At 42.2% G+C, this 18422-nt stretch carries 15 protein-coding genes; 12 read left to right on the top strand and 3 right to left on the bottom strand.

The genetic code is table 11. From position 1 onward, the window contains the following. The 7 genes from rbsC to ACH59B_RS13345 all read left to right on the top strand — a co-directional run bounded on the left by rbsC (position 1) and on the right by ACH59B_RS13345 (position 8260). On the top strand, positions 1-969 hold the full coding sequence (gene rbsC, locus ACH59B_RS13375; protein WP_017427749.1) for a ribose ABC transporter permease RbsC: 969 nt from the start codon (positions 1-3) through the stop codon (positions 967-969). A gap of 34 nt (positions 970-1003) precedes the next feature. Continuing rightward, on the top strand, positions 1004-1924 hold the full coding sequence (rbsB, locus tag ACH59B_RS13370) for a ribose ABC transporter substrate-binding protein RbsB (RefSeq protein WP_113050368.1): 921 nt from the start codon (positions 1004-1006) through the stop codon (positions 1922-1924). A gap of 220 nt (positions 1925-2144) precedes the next feature. Then, a complete protein-coding gene (locus tag ACH59B_RS13365) occupies positions 2145-3152 on the top strand; it encodes an ABC transporter substrate-binding protein (RefSeq protein WP_019687387.1) in 1008 nt (335 codons plus the stop codon). A gap of 32 nt (positions 3153-3184) precedes the next feature. Continuing rightward, positions 3185-4900, top strand: a complete 1716-nt coding sequence (locus ACH59B_RS13360; RefSeq protein ID WP_404301793.1) for an ABC transporter ATP-binding protein — start codon at positions 3185-3187, stop codon at positions 4898-4900. 37 nt (positions 4901-4937) lie between these two features. After that, a complete protein-coding gene (locus ACH59B_RS13355) occupies positions 4938-5918 on the top strand; it encodes an ABC transporter substrate-binding protein (protein ID WP_123797268.1) in 981 nt (326 codons plus the stop codon). Between the two features lie 229 nt (positions 5919-6147). Beyond that, positions 6148-7212: a FecCD family ABC transporter permease gene (locus ACH59B_RS13350; RefSeq protein WP_404301791.1), complete on the top strand. Its 1065-nt coding sequence runs from the start codon at positions 6148-6150 to the stop codon at positions 7210-7212. Position 7213: 1 nt separating this feature from the next. Continuing rightward, complete coding sequence (locus ACH59B_RS13345; protein ID WP_017427753.1) at positions 7214-8260, top strand: iron ABC transporter permease; 1047 nt, start codon at positions 7214-7216, stop codon at positions 8258-8260. An 80-nt stretch (positions 8261-8340) separates the two neighbouring features. On the opposite strand, the gene ACH59B_RS13340 is transcribed toward ACH59B_RS13345, so the two are convergent. Further along, complete coding sequence (locus tag ACH59B_RS13340; protein WP_007432475.1) at positions 8341-8508, bottom strand: hypothetical protein; 168 nt, start codon at positions 8506-8508, stop codon at positions 8341-8343. 359 nt (positions 8509-8867) lie between these two features. Continuing rightward, complete coding sequence (gene aiiA / locus ACH59B_RS13335) at positions 8868-9623, bottom strand: N-acyl homoserine lactonase AiiA (protein ID WP_019687382.1); 756 nt, start codon at positions 9621-9623, stop codon at positions 8868-8870. Between the two features lie 465 nt (positions 9624-10088). Here aiiA and ACH59B_RS13330 point away from each other — a divergent pair, with 465 nt between their 5' ends. The 5 genes from ACH59B_RS13330 (at position 10089) to ACH59B_RS13310 (ending at position 15799) form a co-directional block, all read left to right on the top strand. Further along, a complete protein-coding gene (locus tag ACH59B_RS13330) occupies positions 10089-11045 on the top strand; it encodes a tyrosine-type recombinase/integrase (RefSeq protein WP_017427755.1) in 957 nt (318 codons plus the stop codon). 242 nt (positions 11046-11287) lie between these two features. Beyond that, positions 11288-12289, top strand: coding sequence for an ROK family protein (locus ACH59B_RS13325; RefSeq protein ID WP_017427756.1), 1002 nt, complete (start codon positions 11288-11290; stop codon positions 12287-12289). A gap of 36 nt (positions 12290-12325) precedes the next feature. After that, on the top strand, positions 12326-13546 hold the full coding sequence (locus ACH59B_RS13320) for a sugar MFS transporter (protein WP_017427757.1): 1221 nt from the start codon (positions 12326-12328) through the stop codon (positions 13544-13546). A gap of 472 nt (positions 13547-14018) precedes the next feature. After that, complete coding sequence (locus tag ACH59B_RS13315) at positions 14019-14825, top strand: HAD-IIB family hydrolase (protein WP_017427038.1); 807 nt, start codon at positions 14019-14021, stop codon at positions 14823-14825. A gap of 68 nt (positions 14826-14893) precedes the next feature. Next, entirely contained in the window at positions 14894-15799 is a 906-nt protein-coding gene (locus ACH59B_RS13310) for an ROK family protein (protein ID WP_017427037.1), read from the top strand. A gap of 117 nt (positions 15800-15916) precedes the next feature. Here ACH59B_RS13310 and ACH59B_RS13305 read toward each other — a convergent pair whose 3' ends face one another. Then, positions 15917-17878 (bottom strand): endonuclease MutS2, encoded by a 1962-nt coding sequence (locus tag ACH59B_RS13305; RefSeq protein ID WP_193189872.1) that lies wholly within the window; start codon positions 17876-17878, stop codon positions 15917-15919. Between the last annotated feature and the right edge of the window lie 544 nt (positions 17879-18422).

The following is an 18422-nucleotide window of genomic DNA, read 5'->3' as shown; positions in this document are numbered from 1 at the left end:
ATGACAACTATGAATGAAGCAAAAGGTAGCAAAGGCATCCAAATATCACAAATCACACAGAAGCTTGGCCCATTGTTGGGGCTCATTATTTTGGTGATCATTGTATCGGCCTTAAATCCCAGCTTTTTGGAACCGCTTAATATTTTGAATTTGTTGCGCCAGGTATCTATTAATGCGTTGATTGCGTTCGGTATGACCTTCGTTATTCTTACAGGCGGAATCGATTTGTCCGTTGGCTCTATATTAGCACTATCCAGTGCGTTTGTCGCAAATATGATGTTGGCCGGCTTCGATCCGATTTTGGCGATTATCATTGGCTGTGCATTGGGTGGCGTGATGGGAATGGTCAACGGCTTGATGATTACGAAAGGTAAAATGGCTCCGTTTATCGCCACACTCGCAACCATGACTATTTTTAGAGGATTAACATTAGTTTATACCAACGGTAACCCTATTACGGGGCTCGGGGATAGTCTGGTATTTCAATTATTCGGTCGTGGTTATCAGTTTGGTATTCCGGTCCCGGCGATTACGATGCTCATTACCTTTGCTGCTCTGTGGATCATTCTGCATAAAACACCTTTCGGACGCAAAACGTATGCCATCGGCGGCAACGAGAAAGCTTCGATTGTTTCAGGTATTAAAGTACCACGTGTAAAAATCTGGATTTACTCTTTGGCGGGAATGCTTTCCGCATTGGCGGGTGCTATCTTGACCTCACGCTTGAATTCAGCGCAGCCGACAGCAGGTGCTTCTTATGAACTGGATGCCATTGCGGCTGTCGTACTAGGTGGAACAAGCCTTTCGGGAGGACGCGGACGGATTGTAGGTACATTAATTGGTGTGCTAATCATCGGGACACTAAACAACGGCTTGAATTTGTTGGGGGTTAACTCTTTTTACCAAATGGTCGTAAAAGGAATCGTCATTGCTATTGCTGTATTGATTGATCGTAAAAAATCCGCATAATACACCTAATCTGCATAGAAGGAGACACACAAATATGAAAAAGCTTACATTAATCATGACATCCTTGCTGCTCCTGCTCATGACAGGGTGTTCCCTGGAACCGCCCGAATGGGCGAAGCCTAAAGCGGCTGCAGACCTGAAGGACATTAAAATCGGCTTGTCGATCTCAACATTGAATAATCCATTCTTCATTTCCCTCAAAGACGGAGTTGTTGCAGAGGCCAAAAAACAAGGATTGCAGGTTATTGTGGTTGATGCACAAAATGATTCTGCGAAGCAAAGTAATGATGTGGATGATCTGATCCAACAGGGAGTAAATGCGTTACTCATTAATCCGACAGATTCGTCGGCTATCTCCACTGTGGTCCAGTCAGCGAATGCTTTGAACATTCCTGTAATTACGCTGGACCGTTCCGCTGACAAAGGTGATGTGAAAGCGCTAGTCGCTTCAGACAACGTCGAGGGAGGACGGATGGCTGCCAGATACGTGATTGATCAAGTCGGAAAAGGCGCCAAGGTTATTGAGTTGGAAGGCGTTCCAGGCGCATCGGCTACCCGTGAACGTGGGAAAGGCTTCCATGAAGTGGCAGATAAGGACCTGAAGGTCATCGCCAAGCAGTCGGCTGATTTTGATCGGACCAAAGGTTTGAATGTGATGGAAAATCTACTGCAAGGCAACCCGGATGTTCAGGCGGTATTTGCCCACAATGATGAAATGGCGTTGGGAGCGATTGAAGCCATTCAAAGCTCTGGTAAGAATATTCCAGTCATCGGCTTTGATGGTAATGAGGATGCGCTTAAATCAATTAAGGAAGGGAAGCTGACAGCTACTGTGGCTCAGCAGCCTGAGTTGATTGGACAATTGGCAGTGCAAGCAGCCAAGGATGTACTTCAAGGTAAAACCGTGAAAACATCGATTCCCGCCAAACTGGAGTTAGTGGATCAATCCAAATAGGAATGGGCATGTGAACCAACCTATGAAGCTTTCGAACTGATGCAAAGAATACGCATCAGTTCTTTTTTTTGGATATTTTCCCAAGACGATATATACACATAAATGGAAGTTTTTAATTTTTGTATTGTAAGAAGAGACGGTAAAAGATAGAATAACACTTGTATGATAATGAGAATCACTATCATTTCATGAAGGCATATATCTAAGGAGGACGTATATTGTGCAACAAAAGAACAGATTAAAAAGAGGAATTATGCTTGGTTTTGCCGTTTTTTTGATGGTTGTATTGGCTGCATGCGGAAATGCAGCAAGTAGTAACCAGACCAATGACAAGAGTGGAACGGATGCCCTTAACGGGCAATCCAAATCAGTTGCCACGCGCGAATATGTTGATGCCACTGGCAAAAAGATCAGTATCCCTGCAAATCCACAGCGGGTTGTCACGACACAATATTTGGATGCGATGCTGGCTTTAGGTGTTAAACCAGTAGGGGCTGCTTCTCATGTGTTAGAAGGCGACTATTTGAAAGGAAAGATTGACGGGATTGCTGATATTGGGAACCCAACGAATGTGGAAAAGGTACTAGAGCTACAACCTGATCTGATTATAGCAACAGAAGATACCTCGCCAGAAGTGAAGGAGCAGCTGGAGAAGATTGCTCCAACCGTAGCCGTTTCTTTTGGAGATGGAGATGTATTTAAGCAACTGCGGGATGTCGCAGCCGTACTGGGTAAGGACAAGGAAGCCGATCAGTGGATTGCTAGTTTTGACAAAAAGGCTGAAGAAGGTCGAAAAAAGATGGCTGGAAAATTCAAGAAAGATGAAACGATTACCATTTATATGACCTACGGTAAGGACGTGCTGAGAGTGTATGGGGCGCGAAATGTAGGACATGTCATCTACCGTTCACTGGAATTGAATCCTCCAGAGTACATACGTCAGAAGCTCGCAAAGGATCCGAAGTATAACTTTGTATACGATAGCATTTCGATGGAAAAACTGCCTGAACTGTCAGGAGATCGTATTATTATGCTGGTTTACGATGAAGCGACTAAGGACGGAATGTTGAAGGAAATTGAACAAAGTGCGCTGTGGAGAAATCTCCCGGCTGTCAAAAACCACAAAGTGTATTTCATCAAGGCCGATCCTTGGTTTACCTACTCACCACTGGCTATCGATCAATCACTGGATGAGGCCGTTAACATGTTTTCCGTCGAACCTAAATAATCAGCTCATTTAAATAGGAAGGGAGAAGTCTTATGCTAAGACGATTTTTTGAATATTACCGTCCCTACCGGACTTTGTTTATCATTGATTTTACTTGCGCCATACTAGCTGCACTGCTGGAGTTAGCTTTTCCGCTTGCAGTCAATCGGGTAGTTGATGATTTGCTACCCAGTGGAAATTGGAAATGGATTTTATTTGCCTGTTTATCTTTGCTTGGGATTTATGTCGTAAGCGCCGGATTGAACTATGTCGTTACCTATTGGGGACACAAGCTGGGGATAAACATTGAGTCAGATATGCGTAAAAAGCTGTTTGATCGAGTACAAAAGCAATCCTTTCGCTTTTTTGACAATAACAAAACAGGCCATCTAGTCTCCCGTATGACCAACGATCTGATGGATATCGGAGAGATTGCCCACCACGGACCTGAAGATTTGTTCATCGCACTGATGACCCTGGGCGGGGCTTTCGGTATCATGCTCAGCATTAACTGGAAACTAGCAGTTCTGACGTTTATTATCGTTCCACTAATGATTTACCTGTCCTTGTACTTTAGTCGTAAAATGAATGCCGCCTTCCATCGTATGTTTTCTGATATTGCGGACTACAACGCCCGGATTGAAAATAACGTTAGTGGTATCCGTGTTGTTCAAGCATTCTCCAACGAAGCACATGAAATGGAGCGTTTTGCTGAAAATAATGGACGGTTTCGTAAAACAAAGCTGATCGCATATCGCATTATGGCATGGAATTCTTCAATTAGCTTTATTCTGATGAAGCTGGTCTCGTTGTTTGTGCTTGTATGTGGAACATGGTTTGTTATTAAGGGGCAGATGTCCTATGGGGAATTTATCGCATTTGTAATGCTGTCCAATGTATTCCTCGCACCCATCAAACAAATTAACTCTGTCATTGAAACGTATCCCAAAGGAATTGCCGGCTTCCGACGTTACTTGGATTTGCTGGAAAGTGAATCTGACGTAGAGGATCTTCCAGGTGCGGAGACCGTTAAGCATCTCAACGGAGATATTCAATTTGAAGGTGTAACGTTTGGCTATGAAAACAAAGACAAGGTACTGCGCAAAGTGGACCTTGCTATTCATGCGGGAGAAACTGTAGCTCTTGTGGGTCCTTCAGGAGCAGGCAAAACGACACTTTGCAGCTTGCTGCCACGCTTCTATGATGTCGAGGAAGGCAGCATTAAGATTGATGGTATGGATATCCGTGAAATGAAGCTGGATTCGCTGCGGTCCATGATTGGAATCGTACAGCAGGATGTATTCCTTTTTGATGGAACGATTCGTGAAAATATCGCTTACGGCAAACTTGATGCTTCAGAAGATGAGATCTGGGATGCTGCCCGTCGAGCCCAGATTGAAGAACTTGTTCGATCCTATCCAGAAGGGCTGGATACGATGATCGGTGAGCGAGGCGTAAAGCTGTCCGGTGGTCAAAAGCAACGTTTATCCATTGCCCGGATGTTTCTGAAAAATCCGCCAATTCTCATTTTGGATGAAGCGACATCAGCATTGGATACAGAGACAGAAGCTGCAATTCAGCAAGCTCTGACAGAGCTATCTCAAGGTCGCACGACACTCGTGATTGCCCATCGTCTGGCAACGATTAAAAATGCTGACCGCATTATTGTAGTTGCAGATCAAGGGATTGCCGAGCAAGGAAAACATGAAGAATTAATGGCTGTAAAAGGTGCATATAGCCGCCTACACCAAGCTCAGTATGGAACGTAAGAGTCAATTGCGACTTCGTAAATAGAGAGAGGAATGAATGAGTTTGACAAAGAAAATGTGGATTGTGACGATGCTTTTGTCAGTTATTGTCATTCTTAGCGCCTGTGGTGGAAAGGTAAATCTGCCAGACGAAAAGCAAAATCAAGCTTCTGGTGAATCAAAGTCAGCTGCAACGAAAACAGTTAAGACGATTCATGGAGAGATTCAGATTCCGATTCATCCTCAGCGGATTGTAGTAGATATGTACCAGAATGATTTATTAGCATTAGGAATTAAACCTGTGGGAAGTGTTAAATATTATCTGGATAATCCGTTTTCGAAGGATCTTGTACAAGGCATTGCAAGCATTGGAGACCGCGGTAGTGTATCCATTGAAAAAGTATTGGCTCTACAGCCGGATATGATTCTGATTGGTTCCAAGGATGCTTCTGAATATGAAAAATATAGTAAAATTGCTCCGACGATAGTCATCCCTTATGGAACATACAAGAATGTGCATGAGGAACTGACAGCTTTTGGTGAGCTGCTGGGAAAAGAACAGGAAGCTAAAACATGGCTTGCCCAATACGACCAGCGATTGCAAGCTGCACGTGACAAATTAAAGGGAATTGTTCAACCCGGGGATACTTTCACAGTAATGGAAGCCACAGATAAAGAATACTATGTATACGGTGATAATTTTGGCAGAGGAGGACAGGCGGTTTATAGAGGATTGAATTTGACACCTCCACCACTTGTCCAAAAAGAACTATTAGGCGAGACTCAATGGAAGTTAATTTCCAAGGAAGTTATTAATCAATATGCTGGCTCTTACATTTTTCTGACGGTTAACAAGGATTTGAGCGGTTATGAAGGAGACAGCATATGGAAATCACTAAGTGCAGTCCGAAATGGGAAGGTTTTTGAGCTTCAGGAGGATCGATACTGGTACTTCGATCCTATCGCTATTATGGGGCAAGCTGAAGAATTGGCAGATATGATCGTCCAGCGGAATAATGAAAACGTCTCACAGAAGTAATGGTTTCGGTAATGTTGGCAGCCCTTTGGTATTTTTGCCGGAGGGCTTTGTTTTTTCACAAAATAGCAGGGCATTAGAGAATCGTCGAAATTTTGCTATTGAAGCCGTTGCCACATTAATTTACAATAGTAAAGATTGCATGATAATAATTCTCATTATCAAACATTATCTCCACTACAGGTTTTCGTGATACCTACATACTATTCAACAGTAAGGGTGAACCATAGTTATGAAATTATCAGAATCTTCGGATAGTCCTGCTCAAAGTAATCACAATCAGCCGCCGACTCAATTTCACTCGCGGCCATGGGCGGCTTCGCTTATCCTGACAGCCGGATTAGCACTGTTAGCGTTCGGTATCGCTCTTTCTTTATCATTTGGTGCTGCCTCAATCAGATTGGAGGAGGTCTGGAACGCCGTCTTTCATTTTAATCCTGAGCTGCAAAACCATCAAATTATATGGGAAATCCGTCTACCTCGAATTCTGGGTGGTGTGTTAATCGGAGTTTGTTTTGCCGTAGCAGGGGCCATTATGCAGGGAATGACCCGCAATCCGCTTGCGGACTCTGGCTTGCTTGGGCTGAATTCGGGCGCCAGCTTGACGATGGCGATTTGCTTTGCTCTTTTTCCGGGTACTTCCTTTTTGCAGTTAATGTTGTATTCTTTTGTAGGTGCAGCCTTGGCGGTTGTGATGGTCTATGGTACAAGCGCTATTTCCAAATCAGGTATTACGCCAGTTCGTCTTGTATTGGCGGGTGCAGCTGTCACAGCGTTGCTGTCTGCCTTAGGTGATACGATCAGTTTATACTTTAATGTTGGACAGGATTTGGCCTTTTGGTACGCTGGGGGACTTAGTGGAACTAAGTGGGTTCAGCTAGGCATTGTCGTTCCGTGGGTTGTGGCAGCTTTTATCGGTACTCTCATGTTATCACGCTCTATTACGTTACTTAGTCTAGGCGATGAAATTGCGTTGAGTCTTGGTCAGCGAACTGGGATGGTAAAGATCGCCGGGATGATTCTCGTATTGATCCTGGCGGGTGCCGCGGTATCGTTGGTTGGTTCTATAGGGTTCGTAGGGTTGATTATTCCCCATATTACGCGCAAACTGGTTGGGGTTGATTATCGCTGGATTATTCCTTGTTCGGCTATTATGGGAGCTTTACTTATCGTTTTTGCCGATCTGGCGGCTCGTATGATTAACGCACCTGAGGAAACACCAGTGGGCGTACTTATTGCCTTAATTGGTGTTCCATTCTTCCTTTATCTGGCACGTAAAGAAAGGAGGGCACTGTAAGATGAGTAACGTTACGAATGGGGCTATTGCCAAAGCAAGTCACCGTAAAAAAATCCATGATTGGATCGTTGTTATCATTTTGCTTGTATTGCTCGTTGCTGCATTCACCATAAGCGCGAATACGGGAACGATCCGGCTTTCGCCAATGGAGCTTTTTAGAACCTTGTTCGGACAAGGGACTCCACAGCAGGAATTAATTCTGTTTGAATTCCGGTTGCCGAGAATGGTTATTTCCATTCTGATTGGCGCAGGTTTGGCTGTTTCCGGTTGCATTATGCAGGGGGTATCGCGTAACAGCCTAGCGGACCCTGGTATTCTGGGGATTAATGCAGGCGCCGGGCTGATGGTTATGCTGTTTGTACTGCTTTTCCCATCGATGCAAACGATGAATTCATTATTTTTACTTCCCGCTCTTGCGCTCATTGGATCGGGAGCGGCTGCTATTCTGATTTATGCTCTTTCTTACAAAAAAGGCGAAGGTATTTCTCCGACAAGGCTATTGCTGAGCGGAATTGGGGTAGCGGCGGGTATCAGTGCTGCCATGATCATTATGACTCTTAAGTTAACACCTGAAAGCTACACGTTTGTAGCTAATTGGTTAGCAGGAAGCATATGGGGTTCAAATTGGAAATTCGTAATGGCTCTGCTGCCTTGGCTAATTGTATTGCTTCCTTTCGCATACTATAAAGCAAATGTTATGAATGTGCTTAATTTGGGGGATCAGACGGCATCCGGGTTAGGTACACCTATCGAAAAGGAACGTATTCTTCTCCTCGCGGCTGCGGTCGGACTGGCTAGTTCAAGTGTGTCGGTTAGTGGCGGAATCGGTTTTGTCGGTTTGGTAGCTCCACATTTGGCAAGAAAGCTGGTGGGTCCGAAGCATAAAATGTTGCTTGTAACGTGTGCTTTAGTCGGAGCACTTCTGGTACTCGTAGCGGATACGATCACACGAGCCTTACCTTTACAGAAAGAAATTCCGACAGGATTAATTGTTGCCATCATAGGTGCGCCATACTTCTTATATTTGCTGAGTCGCTCAAAAGGATAAAAAATAAAAAATAACCTTCAACACCACTAAGGAAGTGGAACTGAAGGTTATTTTTTTATTTCTTGTAGCAGCCTTTCATCTCAACGGGAAGTATTCAAGGCATGAGAGGTTTGATGCAACTCTCTGATCATTTTATGCAACGTGTAATTTTCCTGCCGTGTCACACCGTGTTGATTTTCCTGAACCAGCAGCTGATGAATGTTTCGTTTTAAAATCTCACTTCGACGTTCCAGCATTTCGGTACTCATAAATAAATGAACACTCCCTTTGTCATGAATAAATCTACATTTTAGAAATAAGCATAGACTGAATATAAGGTTGCCTTTCGACTTCTTTAAGTATATCGTGCTGGATGATCAAGGGAAAACGGAACGAGACAGCAAAATACTTATCCTCATCATCCATACCGTGTCGACAGCTACTCACCCCATGAGTTCTTAGATATACTTCCTTATGCTGGCGATAACAGGAGATTAGGGACAATTAGCTTCACATATATGGAATCACTTATCAATTTGCTGGAAGCTGTGGTGAGGAGCCAACCAAAACTGCAAAGGTTACAACTACCTAATGAGAAGAAAAGAATAAGAGGCTATAACATTTATCATTATTTATATTGTGGATATACTGGCTGAACAGCTACTTGCTCAGGATCATGACCGAAGAACAACAGACTCGGCTTGACCTCCTGCACAATCTGCTGAATACGGGCAATTGACTGGCGCGTCTGTTCACGGTCAAAGCCGTCAAATGGCACGTCGTTTGCGTAATTCTCCTGAGTATAGGCAACATCAATCGTCAGCATGATCGGACCCGATTCCTTTGTTGTGATCAGCGCGGACTGATGACCCGGCGAATGACCCGGAGTATAGAGCAGTTGCAAGCCCGGAACCAGCTCATGGTCCCCTTGGAGCAGTCGGTAATTCAAGTTCGTCTGCACGCATTCCGGCGGCGCATACTCTAGATTACCGATCGCAGCGTCTGCTTCGGTCTGCTGCACATAAATCGGTGTATTCGGAAAATGCGGATTGCCTCCGGCATGATCCATATGCATATGGGAGATAACGATGGCATGAATATCGTCTGGTTGATAGCCGATCCGATCCAGTACTGCCACGATACTATCATCGGCTGTCATACGGGGGATGAAGCGTCCTTCAAACGGTGTACTTTTAAAATAATCTGGGTTGTCGATAAACGAATCTGGCATACCGGTATCTATGAGGATCGGACCGTGATCTGTCTCCAGCAGATACGACCAGATTTGCAGACGCACCAGTTCACCGGGCTGTGCATGATGGTTGAGTGAGGAGCGATCAATATCAAGCTGACCGACCGGCAACCAGTGCAATTTGTTAATCATACAATCATCCTCCAGTATTAGTTTACATAATAATTATTATGTAGTTTATAAACGAAATTATAGCTGGCAGAAAATGATGCTTGTACTTCATTGTAAGATGGGGCGATGGAGTCTCATGCTTTCGCCGTAATCCCACTCTTTCAAAAATTAATTTCTAATAGTTTAAATGATAAGGCATGTAGGCGTCCAGCAGGAATCTGCCGTCAGACAGGCAGTATGTGTTGACGTATAATCGGATGAACAAAAAAGGGTAAGTACATAGACTGGACAAGAGAGACACGCTTTATTTATACTTAAAAAGGGCTCAAAAAACTGCGTATAATATAAATTATACGCAGTTTAGGTTTAAAACGACTTTTAGATGCTCTCCTGCATAAGATGTCGATTGGATTGTCGATAAAAATCAGACGAAAATGATCGTTTTACAGCATTTTTTGGATTTTGAACTGAATGGAGGCAAGCACGATGAAAAAAGAATTGCGTCATATGGATCTGGATACTATAGACGAAATTGATGAAGTGTATAATGAGGAGCTGGAAGCATTTTTGATCTGGATGAAGGATGCCGGATATACGATACATACGCAAAAGAATTACACAGGGGATGTAAAACAGTTTTTACGTACATTGCGTGATAAACCACTCGACCAGGTGAAAAAGATTCATGTGATGTCATATTTATCTAAAGCGCGGGAGGGAGGCGCCGGAGATAGTACGCGGAACCGGAAGCATGCTGCGGTGAATAGTTTTTTTAGAGCGCTACAGGAATTTGAATTATGCAGCACCAATCCGGCAGCGGGAATTAAAAAAGCAAAGACTGAAAAGAATCGTATGCCCGTTTATCTGGATGAGAAGGACATTCAGCCATTTTTGCTTGCGGTGGAAGGGAAATATGCAAATCGTAATATGGCTATTTTTCTGCTCATGGTCTACATGGGATTGCGGGTGGGGGAGGTCCATTCTTTGAATGTCTCGGATTACAGCCGAGAAAGACGCACATTAGATGTGTTCGGTAAAGGGCGTAAATGGCGTACCCTTCCAGTACCAACGGCTGTATGTGATTTTATAGAGCAAGCGTTGGAGGAAAGATTGACGCCGTGGAGAGGTAAAGAGGACGCGATGTTCGTATCCCAAAAAGGCCGACGTCTGGCAGTGCGTTCTATTCAACAGATTGCTACAGAAACGTTTGAACGATTCCAGGAAGAAAAGGGTATAGAACGTCGGGAGGCTTATTCCAGCCATAAGCTGCGACATACATTTGCGACAATGCTATTACGTAAAGGAGCAGACCTACGTACCGTACAGGAGCTATTAGGGCACTCATCCATCCAAACGACAACGGTATATACTCATGTTACAGATCGAGAAAAAGAAAAAGCGATGGATAAGCTGGATATTCAGATCCCAATAACGGGATTGTAAGTATGTTCCACGAGTGTATTGTATAATGAAATAAATTGGTTTGCATAAATATTATTATGTAAACCAATTAAAAGAATTAAAACTTGAATTGTAAATTGTAACCATGATTTTACGTTCTTATTTAATAGCCAGTATCCTATGCTCTTGACAAAGGTAATATTTTGCTACAAGATTAGTGAGATCACTTTATAAATATGGTTTATGAAGTGGTCTCACTAATTTTGTAAACAAAGGAGCACTGTATGGAAAAAGCCAATACAAATTTAATTAAAGAAATAAACTTGAATCTGGTTCGCAAAGTATTGAAGCAGGTTAGCAAGGCCACAAAGCCCCAACTGGCCGCATTGACTGATTTAAGCGTGGTGACTATCAACACTCTTATGCAGGAATTGCTTAATAATGGAGAAATTTTTGAAGATGAAATCGTTCCTTCAAATGGTGGTAGACATGCGTTAACCTATCGTTTTAATTATGAGTATAGTCTGGCACTGATTATACACATTAATGAAAAACAAGGAATGGATGTAGTATCGACCACGGTAGTTAATTTAAACGAGGACGTCCTCATGAAAGAAGAACATCCCTTTCAAATTTTTGATGCTACACAATTTTATTCCATAATTCAAGATATCATTTCTCTTTATCCTTCCATTAAAGTTATTGGTATTGGAATCCCGGGACAATCTGTAGATGGAGAGATTACAGTCAGCAGTCATGAAAGGTTGAATGGAATTCGGCTGGCAGAGGATGTGCAGAGCCAATTTGGTTTGCCAGTTATTGTGGAGAATGATGTAAATGCGGCTGTATGTGGATACGTTTACAGAGAACAGATCGATGAAGATCAATGTGTGCTGGCTGTCTATTTTCCTGAAAATTCACCACCGGGGATGGGAATTTATTTGCGTAATGGGGTTTTAAAGGGCAAGCATGGATTGGCTGGTGAAATCAAATTCCTTCCGTCTATAGTTTGGGATGAAAGCAAGGGAAGAGAAGTTTTTTTCAATAGTGTATGTGAAATTATTCAAATATTACAGTCTGTATTCGATCCTAATCAAATTGTGGTCTATAGAGAGAATATAGAAGAAGAGGCTTTCTATCATTTTTTGGAAGCCTACAAAGCTAAGCATGAGATGCCTTTGTATCCTGACATTGTTCTCTCAGATTTATTTTATGAAGATTTTAAAACAGGGTTGAGAGGGTTAACTCTAAAAGAATTAGAACGTCCTATTATTGTCTTTAAATAATAATGACATCATCGTATTGAGCAGAGGAGGAAAGGAATGTTGGCAACCTGGTTTCTGATTATTATTTATCTAGCGTTTATTAGCTTGGGAATCCCGGATTCCCTGTTTGGGGCAGCATGGCCTGTGATGTGGCCGGAACTTGGGGCAGCTTTTGGGCCAGCTGGAATAGTATCCATGGTCGTTGCAGGCGGAACCATTGTATCAAGTCTAGCTAGCGGAAGTATCATTGAAAAAATAGGCACAGGTAAGATTACCCTAATGAGCTGCTTTTTGACTGCAGGAGCGTTACTTGGATTTTCTTTTGCGCCTTCATTATTTTGGCTTGTACTATTAGCAATTCCTCTTGGTCTTGGCGGGGGAGTTGTTGATGCAGCACTCAATCAGTATGTGGCTACTCATTATAAGGCACATCATATGAGTTGGCTGCATTGCTTTTGGGGAGTTGGAGCTACCATGGGGCCAATAATTATGTCTTTCTACATTTCGAACTACAATTCATGGAGAAGTGGTTACACAGCCGTATCCATGATTCAGTGGGGCCTTGTTATTATTTTGCTCATTACACTGCCATTATGGAAACGTGTTACCGCGATACAAAATCCCATTATTTCTGAATCCCCATCAGACTACTCACAGATGGATGACAATATCGTACAAGTTGAGAACATACCCAAACAAAATCCAATTCAAATGAAAGGAGTTAAGAACACGCTCATTGCTTTTTTGTTTTATTGTGGTGTGGAAGCCACGGTGGGCTTATGGGGAGCCAGCTATTTGGTAAGCGCAAGGAACATCACAGCCGACACTGCTGCTGGTTGGATATCTTTATACTATGGTGGAATCACGGTTGGCAGGCTTATTACGGGGTTTGTAACTATAAAAATAAATAATGGTATGCTAATCCGAATTGGCCAACTTACTGCTGTTGCAGGAGGACTCATTTTGTTGCTTCCTTTGCCTGTTGCCTTTTTATTACCCGGTTTTATTCTTATTGGTTTAGGGCTTGCGCCGATTTACCCTGGACTTCTTCATGAAACACCAACACGGTTTGGTAAGGAAAATTCCGCTAAACTCATGGGGTATCAAATGGCAGTTGCTTATACAGGAACGACTTTGCTCCCGCCCATTTTTGGGATTATAGCTTCACAGGTAAGTATTCATTTTTTTCCAGTTGCAGTCGTTGTGTTCCTTCTTTTTATGCTGCTCAGTTCAGAACAAGTGAATCGGATACTGAAGAAGAAAATTTTGAAGAGTTAAGACAAATTACAACTTGACCTGAAACGCGTTTCATCGGCTAAAGTAAATATATAACCTAAAAGAGAAAGGAGAGTACCCTATGATCTCACTCATTTTATTATGTTTAGTTATATGGGGGGGAACGTATTGTTGTGTAGTGTTATCAAGAGATCCTATAGAAGTAAAGCCTTACCGCTCCATCGATGATTTTTTCGAGTAGCTTTGTATCCACTTAATAAAGGTCTTTTTTTACTAACTTTATTAACATGTTTAATTAAGTGATTTATGAAGTGAATCGAATCTGTTTCGAGCCCATTACATTGGATAGGTTTTGCTAAAGGTCGAGATACGAATACAAGGGAGTGGGACAATGTGGGGATTGAAAATGTCTTAGGTTAATAGAGACTTTGATATTGATCCCTGGAAAGAACATAAAAAACCGTAAGTATGAACTGACCGGTAGGAAACTCTAACAATTAAGGGAGGCTTATTTATGTTTAAACTGGTAGTAAGTGATTTGGATGGTACTTTTCTGAACAATAGTGGTACTTTTGATGTTGAATTATTTAATCAGGTGTACGGAGAGATGAAAGAAAATAATATCGCCTTTGTTGCTTGTACAGGTAAGCAATGTGAAAGAGTAGAAGAGTTGTTTGATGAGCACGGAAAAGGAATCTGGATCTTGGGAGACAGTGCTACTCGCATTAAAAGGGATGGAGTCGTTGTAAAAGAGTTTACAATTGAACGTAATTTGGCTTTACAAGCGATCGGTCAAATTGAAGCTTTCGCTAAGGATTTTATTATCATCGCATGTACAACTGAAGCAGCCTATGTCCACTCTCAAATTCAAGAGGAATATTACAAGATTGTGAAGGGCTCCTACAAGGAAGTGCTGAAGATTGATTCGTTTGATCAAATAAATAGCAACTTTCTTAAAATAACTGTTTACGATCCATCAGGGAGAAGTTCCATTTTAAGAAAACATGTTGAAAAGACGCTACTAGACCAAATTTATATTGTAGATTCTGAAGCAAATTGGCTGGATATTACAGCCCTTCATACCCATAAAGGGGAGACGGTAAGAAAACTCCAAGAGATATTGGGTGTTACTATGGACGAAACCATGTCTTTTGGAGATGGTGAAAATGACGTGGAGCTTATGAGTATTGCCAAATACAGTTTTGCTGTAAAAAATGCTTGTGAGAATACTAAAAATGCAGCAAGTTTTATCACCAAATCCAATGAAGAGAACGGTGTGTTATTAACGATAAAGAAAATGATGGATTTACAAAAGCATTAATATTAATTATCGTTTTTAAGAGATACACTCCAGATTTCACACTACCCAATGAGAGGACTATAAGCAGCATGAAAAATAAAATACTGGTTTTTGATATTGGTGGCTCTTTTATTAAATTCAGTTTATATTTTCAAGATAAATTTATGACGAAAGGTAAAGTTGCTACACCATTAGATTCACTAGAGAATCTGCTTATAGTCTTGAAGCAAATTCATAATCAGTTTATAGATGAATGTGAAGGAGTAGCCGTCAGCATGCCAGGTATTGTGGACTCGGTCACTGGTCATATGGTGCATGGTGGTTCGTTAAGGTATATAAACGATATCAATATGATCGAAGTTTTCAAGAAAGCGTTTCATTTGCCTGTAGCTATTGAAAATGATGGGAAGTGTGCAGCTCTTGGAGAAGTATGGCGCGGCTCACTACAGGGGATCGCTGATGGTGTAGTTTTGGTAGTTGGAACAGGAATGGGCGGTGGAATCATCTCTCAAGGGAAATTGCTGAAAGGCCATCATTTATCGGCTGGGGAATTCTCCTTCATCAGAACTAACAATGAGCATGCAGACAATGTTGATTATCTGCTTGGTATGCAAGGGAGTAGTTCTGTTTTAGCTAAAACTGTTGCCAAGGCTAAAGGACTTCCTGAAGATGCTATAACAGGTGAAAAAATATTCAAGCTTATTGAAGAAGGTGATCACACGGTACAAAAGATTTTTCAAGAATACTGTAGGAACATCGCAACACAAATTATTAATTTACAAACAATTCTTGACCCTCAAAAGTTTGTGATCGGGGGAGGCATATCTGCCAATCCTTTGCTGGTTGCTACCATTAAAGAAGAATTAGAGAAACTTTACCTGCATTCGATCTTAAATTTTGTGCGTGCAGATATTGAACAAAGTAAGTTAGGCAATGAAGCGAATTTGCTAGGTGCTATATACAACTACATGCAGTCACACCATCTTGAGGTATAAGATAAAATAAAAGTAAAAGAGCGTGCCTTGAACTTAAGACACGCCTTTTTGCTTTTTTAAGTTTACATAATATATATTATGTTTATTTATTTGATACGTATAACATTTCAAAGCAACTTATTTTTCATTTTCCGGGGGAGATTCAATTATCAGCCCCTGAACATGCTTGCGCGTTAGAAGCTTCCGTTTTTTGCGGTTTTCCTTTGTTTCTAAAACAATATCCAAATCATAGTCGTCAGGATACAATTCTGTTGCAGCGATGTGAAGAGTGAGCCTCTTTTTATTTATGATCAGCTTTTGTCCTTGAATCAAAATTCCAACATTGCCTCGTTCATCCTCGGTTTTGTAAACAATACCGGTTCGATCTAGGTAGCTGGCATAAACACTATCTCCAAGAGCAAATGGCTTGGTTATGAGCGGGTGCTCTTGTTTTCCCTGTTTTGCGACTGTGCGGTCTGTAGATGCTTTTTTAGAGGCAGGTTTATATACATCGTCAGACTTTTTATCATCAAAAGAAGGGGGAATAACCAAAAACTCCTGTGCATCCTGAGACGTTCTTCCAGCAGAAATGGCCTCAGAACGCTCGATAATGCGAGTCCACATGCCTAGCTTCAAAGCAATTGCGTATGCGTAGCTTTCCCCGGCCTCGCCAATGCGAAGTCGGTACAAGGGTTGCAATGTTTCGGTATCAAACTCCATGCGAGCATTTTGGAACCCCGGTGTGTTTTCAGCAAAATGCTTGATTTCGCTAAAGTGCGTGGTAGCCACTACTGTCGCACGGCGACGATGAAATTCTTCCAGTAACGCGATAGATAGGCCTACGCCTTCTCCCGGATCAGTACCAGAGGCCATTTCGTCGATCAGGATCAGAGTAGAGCTGCCTGCCGTTTCCAAAATGCCAATCATATTGCGAATATGAGCAGAAAAGGTGCTCAAAGCATGTTCAATGCTTTGGCCATCCCCGATGTCTACCACAATGTCCTCGAATACAGCCATTCGGCTACCTTGCAAAACAGGTACCAGCAGGCCGGATTGCACCATGAGTGTTAACAAACCTACGCTTTTGAGAGCCATCGTTTTTCCGCCTGTATTTGGCCCGGTAATAATAAGTGAAGAATAACCTTCACCAATTGAGAAATCAAGCGGCACCATAGTATGGGCCATCAATGGGTGACGTGCACCATAGATATCTATTATCCCATCATCGTTAAGCTCGACAGAGACAGCATCCAGAGTCATAGCGTATTTGGCTTTAGCTAATAAAAAATCCAGTATGCCTACCGTCTCTGTATTAATGCTTAGTTCACGGTTGTATGACTCAGCCATTGCAGTCAGGTCTCCTAGCACTTTCATTTCCTCTTTTGATTCTTCTGCCATATTTGCGCTCTGTTCGAATTGCAGATTTATGATCTCGGCAGGTTCCACATAGACGGTCTGACCGCTACCTGACTCATCCAGTACATTGCCTTTCACTTGTTTGCGGAATTCTTTTTTGATCGGAAGGACGTAACGGCCATTGCGCTGACTGATCATATTTTCCTGCATGATGGCTCGGTGACGGCTGATAAGAGAATCTAGTTTCCTCTTGATACGTTCTTCAGTAACTGCAATTTTTTTGCGAATTTTAGCTAGTTCTTTACTGGCATTATCCGTTACTCGACCCGAATAAATGCATCTCTCGATTTCGGATAGGAGTGACTCCATGTCATACATGGAAGAGGCATAAGCACTGACGGTTGGAGCTGAATCCGCCTTGGCATGCATATATTTCATCAGCTGCATGCAGCTTCTGATGAATTGGGCCAAATGAGAAAAATCACGCTCGCTGAACATATAGCCAGTTCCCAAGAGGTGCAGAATGTGCTCCATTCCTTCCAATGAAGGAACAGGTACGCTAGCTCCGTGGCGAATGAGCTGTAAAGCTTCGCTCGTTTCGTTAAGACGAATTTTGATTGTACGGATATCTGTAATTGGCTGCATGGAAGCGGCATGCTGCTTACCTAGGTACGAAAAAGCACATTCAGACACTCTTGTTTTAATCTGATCATATTCCAAACGCAACATTGTAGTTTCATTCATGGATAAATCTCTCCTTTAGTTGTGTATTGACAGGATTTTTTAAAACCTTTCTGAAAAACAAAAAAGGGCGGAGAATGAACAAAACGTCCATTCTCCGCCCTTTAAGGGAGAGGGAGTGTATCATCAAATAAGCCTATAATCCAGCATGTGCTCTCATCAATTCTGCGTTTTAATCCACATGCCAACCAACATATCAGTTCATTGGCTTATGAATAGAAAAACGTGTAAAAGGAGTTCACAAAAGTTGGAAACAAAAAAACCGTGCTGAACACAGCACGGAATAAGGCCTAGATGAAAATAATCCCTAAGGCGATTTATGATATCCGCATGTTCTTAACTAATACCAGGGTAAAAACTCAGCAAGAAACAAACCTGTCCCTAAAGGGTACAAGCGCCTGATGGTCTTCCCTGAATATGCAATTGCTTAGTTAAGAACGTTCACCGACATTAAAATCTCTCCCTTAATTGAAGATCTATCCATAATATACGATCAGACAGGTAATGAAGTCAAGGGCGACTTCTTCAATTCGATGTAAAAGTGACC

It is taken from the genome of Paenibacillus sp. DP01, from assembly GCF_044784315.1.
In the GTDB taxonomy this organism is placed as follows: Bacteria; Bacillota; Bacilli; order Paenibacillales; family Paenibacillaceae; genus Paenibacillus; species Paenibacillus polymyxa.
Note: the sequence above shows the minus strand (reverse complement) of the source record. Positions and strands in the feature narration are given on the sequence as shown.

Excerpts from the sequence above, each read along its gene's own strand:
- rbsC (WP_017427749.1), top strand. The coding sequence starts at position 1 with ATGACAACTATGAATGAAGCAAAAGGTAGCAAAGGCATCCAAATATCA.
- rbsB (WP_113050368.1), top strand. The coding sequence starts at position 1,004 with ATGAAAAAGCTTACATTAATCATGACATCCTTGCTGCTCCTGCTCATG.
- ACH59B_RS13360 (WP_404301793.1), top strand. The coding sequence starts at position 3,185 with ATGCTAAGACGATTTTTTGAATATTACCGTCCCTACCGGACTTTGTTT.
- ACH59B_RS13355 (WP_123797268.1), top strand. The coding sequence starts at position 4,938 with ATGAGTTTGACAAAGAAAATGTGGATTGTGACGATGCTTTTGTCAGTT.
- ACH59B_RS13350 (WP_404301791.1), top strand. The coding sequence starts at position 6,148 with ATGAAATTATCAGAATCTTCGGATAGTCCTGCTCAAAGTAATCACAAT.
- ACH59B_RS13345 (WP_017427753.1), top strand. The coding sequence starts at position 7,214 with ATGAGTAACGTTACGAATGGGGCTATTGCCAAAGCAAGTCACCGTAAA.
- ACH59B_RS13340 (WP_007432475.1), bottom strand. The coding sequence starts at position 8,508 with ATGAGTACCGAAATGCTGGAACGTCGAAGTGAGATTTTAAAACGAAAC.
- aiiA (WP_019687382.1), bottom strand. The coding sequence starts at position 9,623 with ATGATTAACAAATTGCACTGGTTGCCGGTCGGTCAGCTTGATATTGAT.
- ACH59B_RS13330 (WP_017427755.1), top strand. The coding sequence starts at position 10,089 with ATGAAAAAAGAATTGCGTCATATGGATCTGGATACTATAGACGAAATT.
- ACH59B_RS13325 (WP_017427756.1), top strand. The coding sequence starts at position 11,288 with ATGGAAAAAGCCAATACAAATTTAATTAAAGAAATAAACTTGAATCTG.
- ACH59B_RS13320 (WP_017427757.1), top strand. The coding sequence starts at position 12,326 with ATGTTGGCAACCTGGTTTCTGATTATTATTTATCTAGCGTTTATTAGC.
- ACH59B_RS13315 (WP_017427038.1), top strand. The coding sequence starts at position 14,019 with ATGTTTAAACTGGTAGTAAGTGATTTGGATGGTACTTTTCTGAACAAT.
- ACH59B_RS13310 (WP_017427037.1), top strand. The coding sequence starts at position 14,894 with ATGAAAAATAAAATACTGGTTTTTGATATTGGTGGCTCTTTTATTAAA.
- ACH59B_RS13305 (WP_193189872.1), bottom strand. The coding sequence starts at position 17,878 with ATGAATGAAACTACAATGTTGCGTTTGGAATATGATCAGATTAAAACA.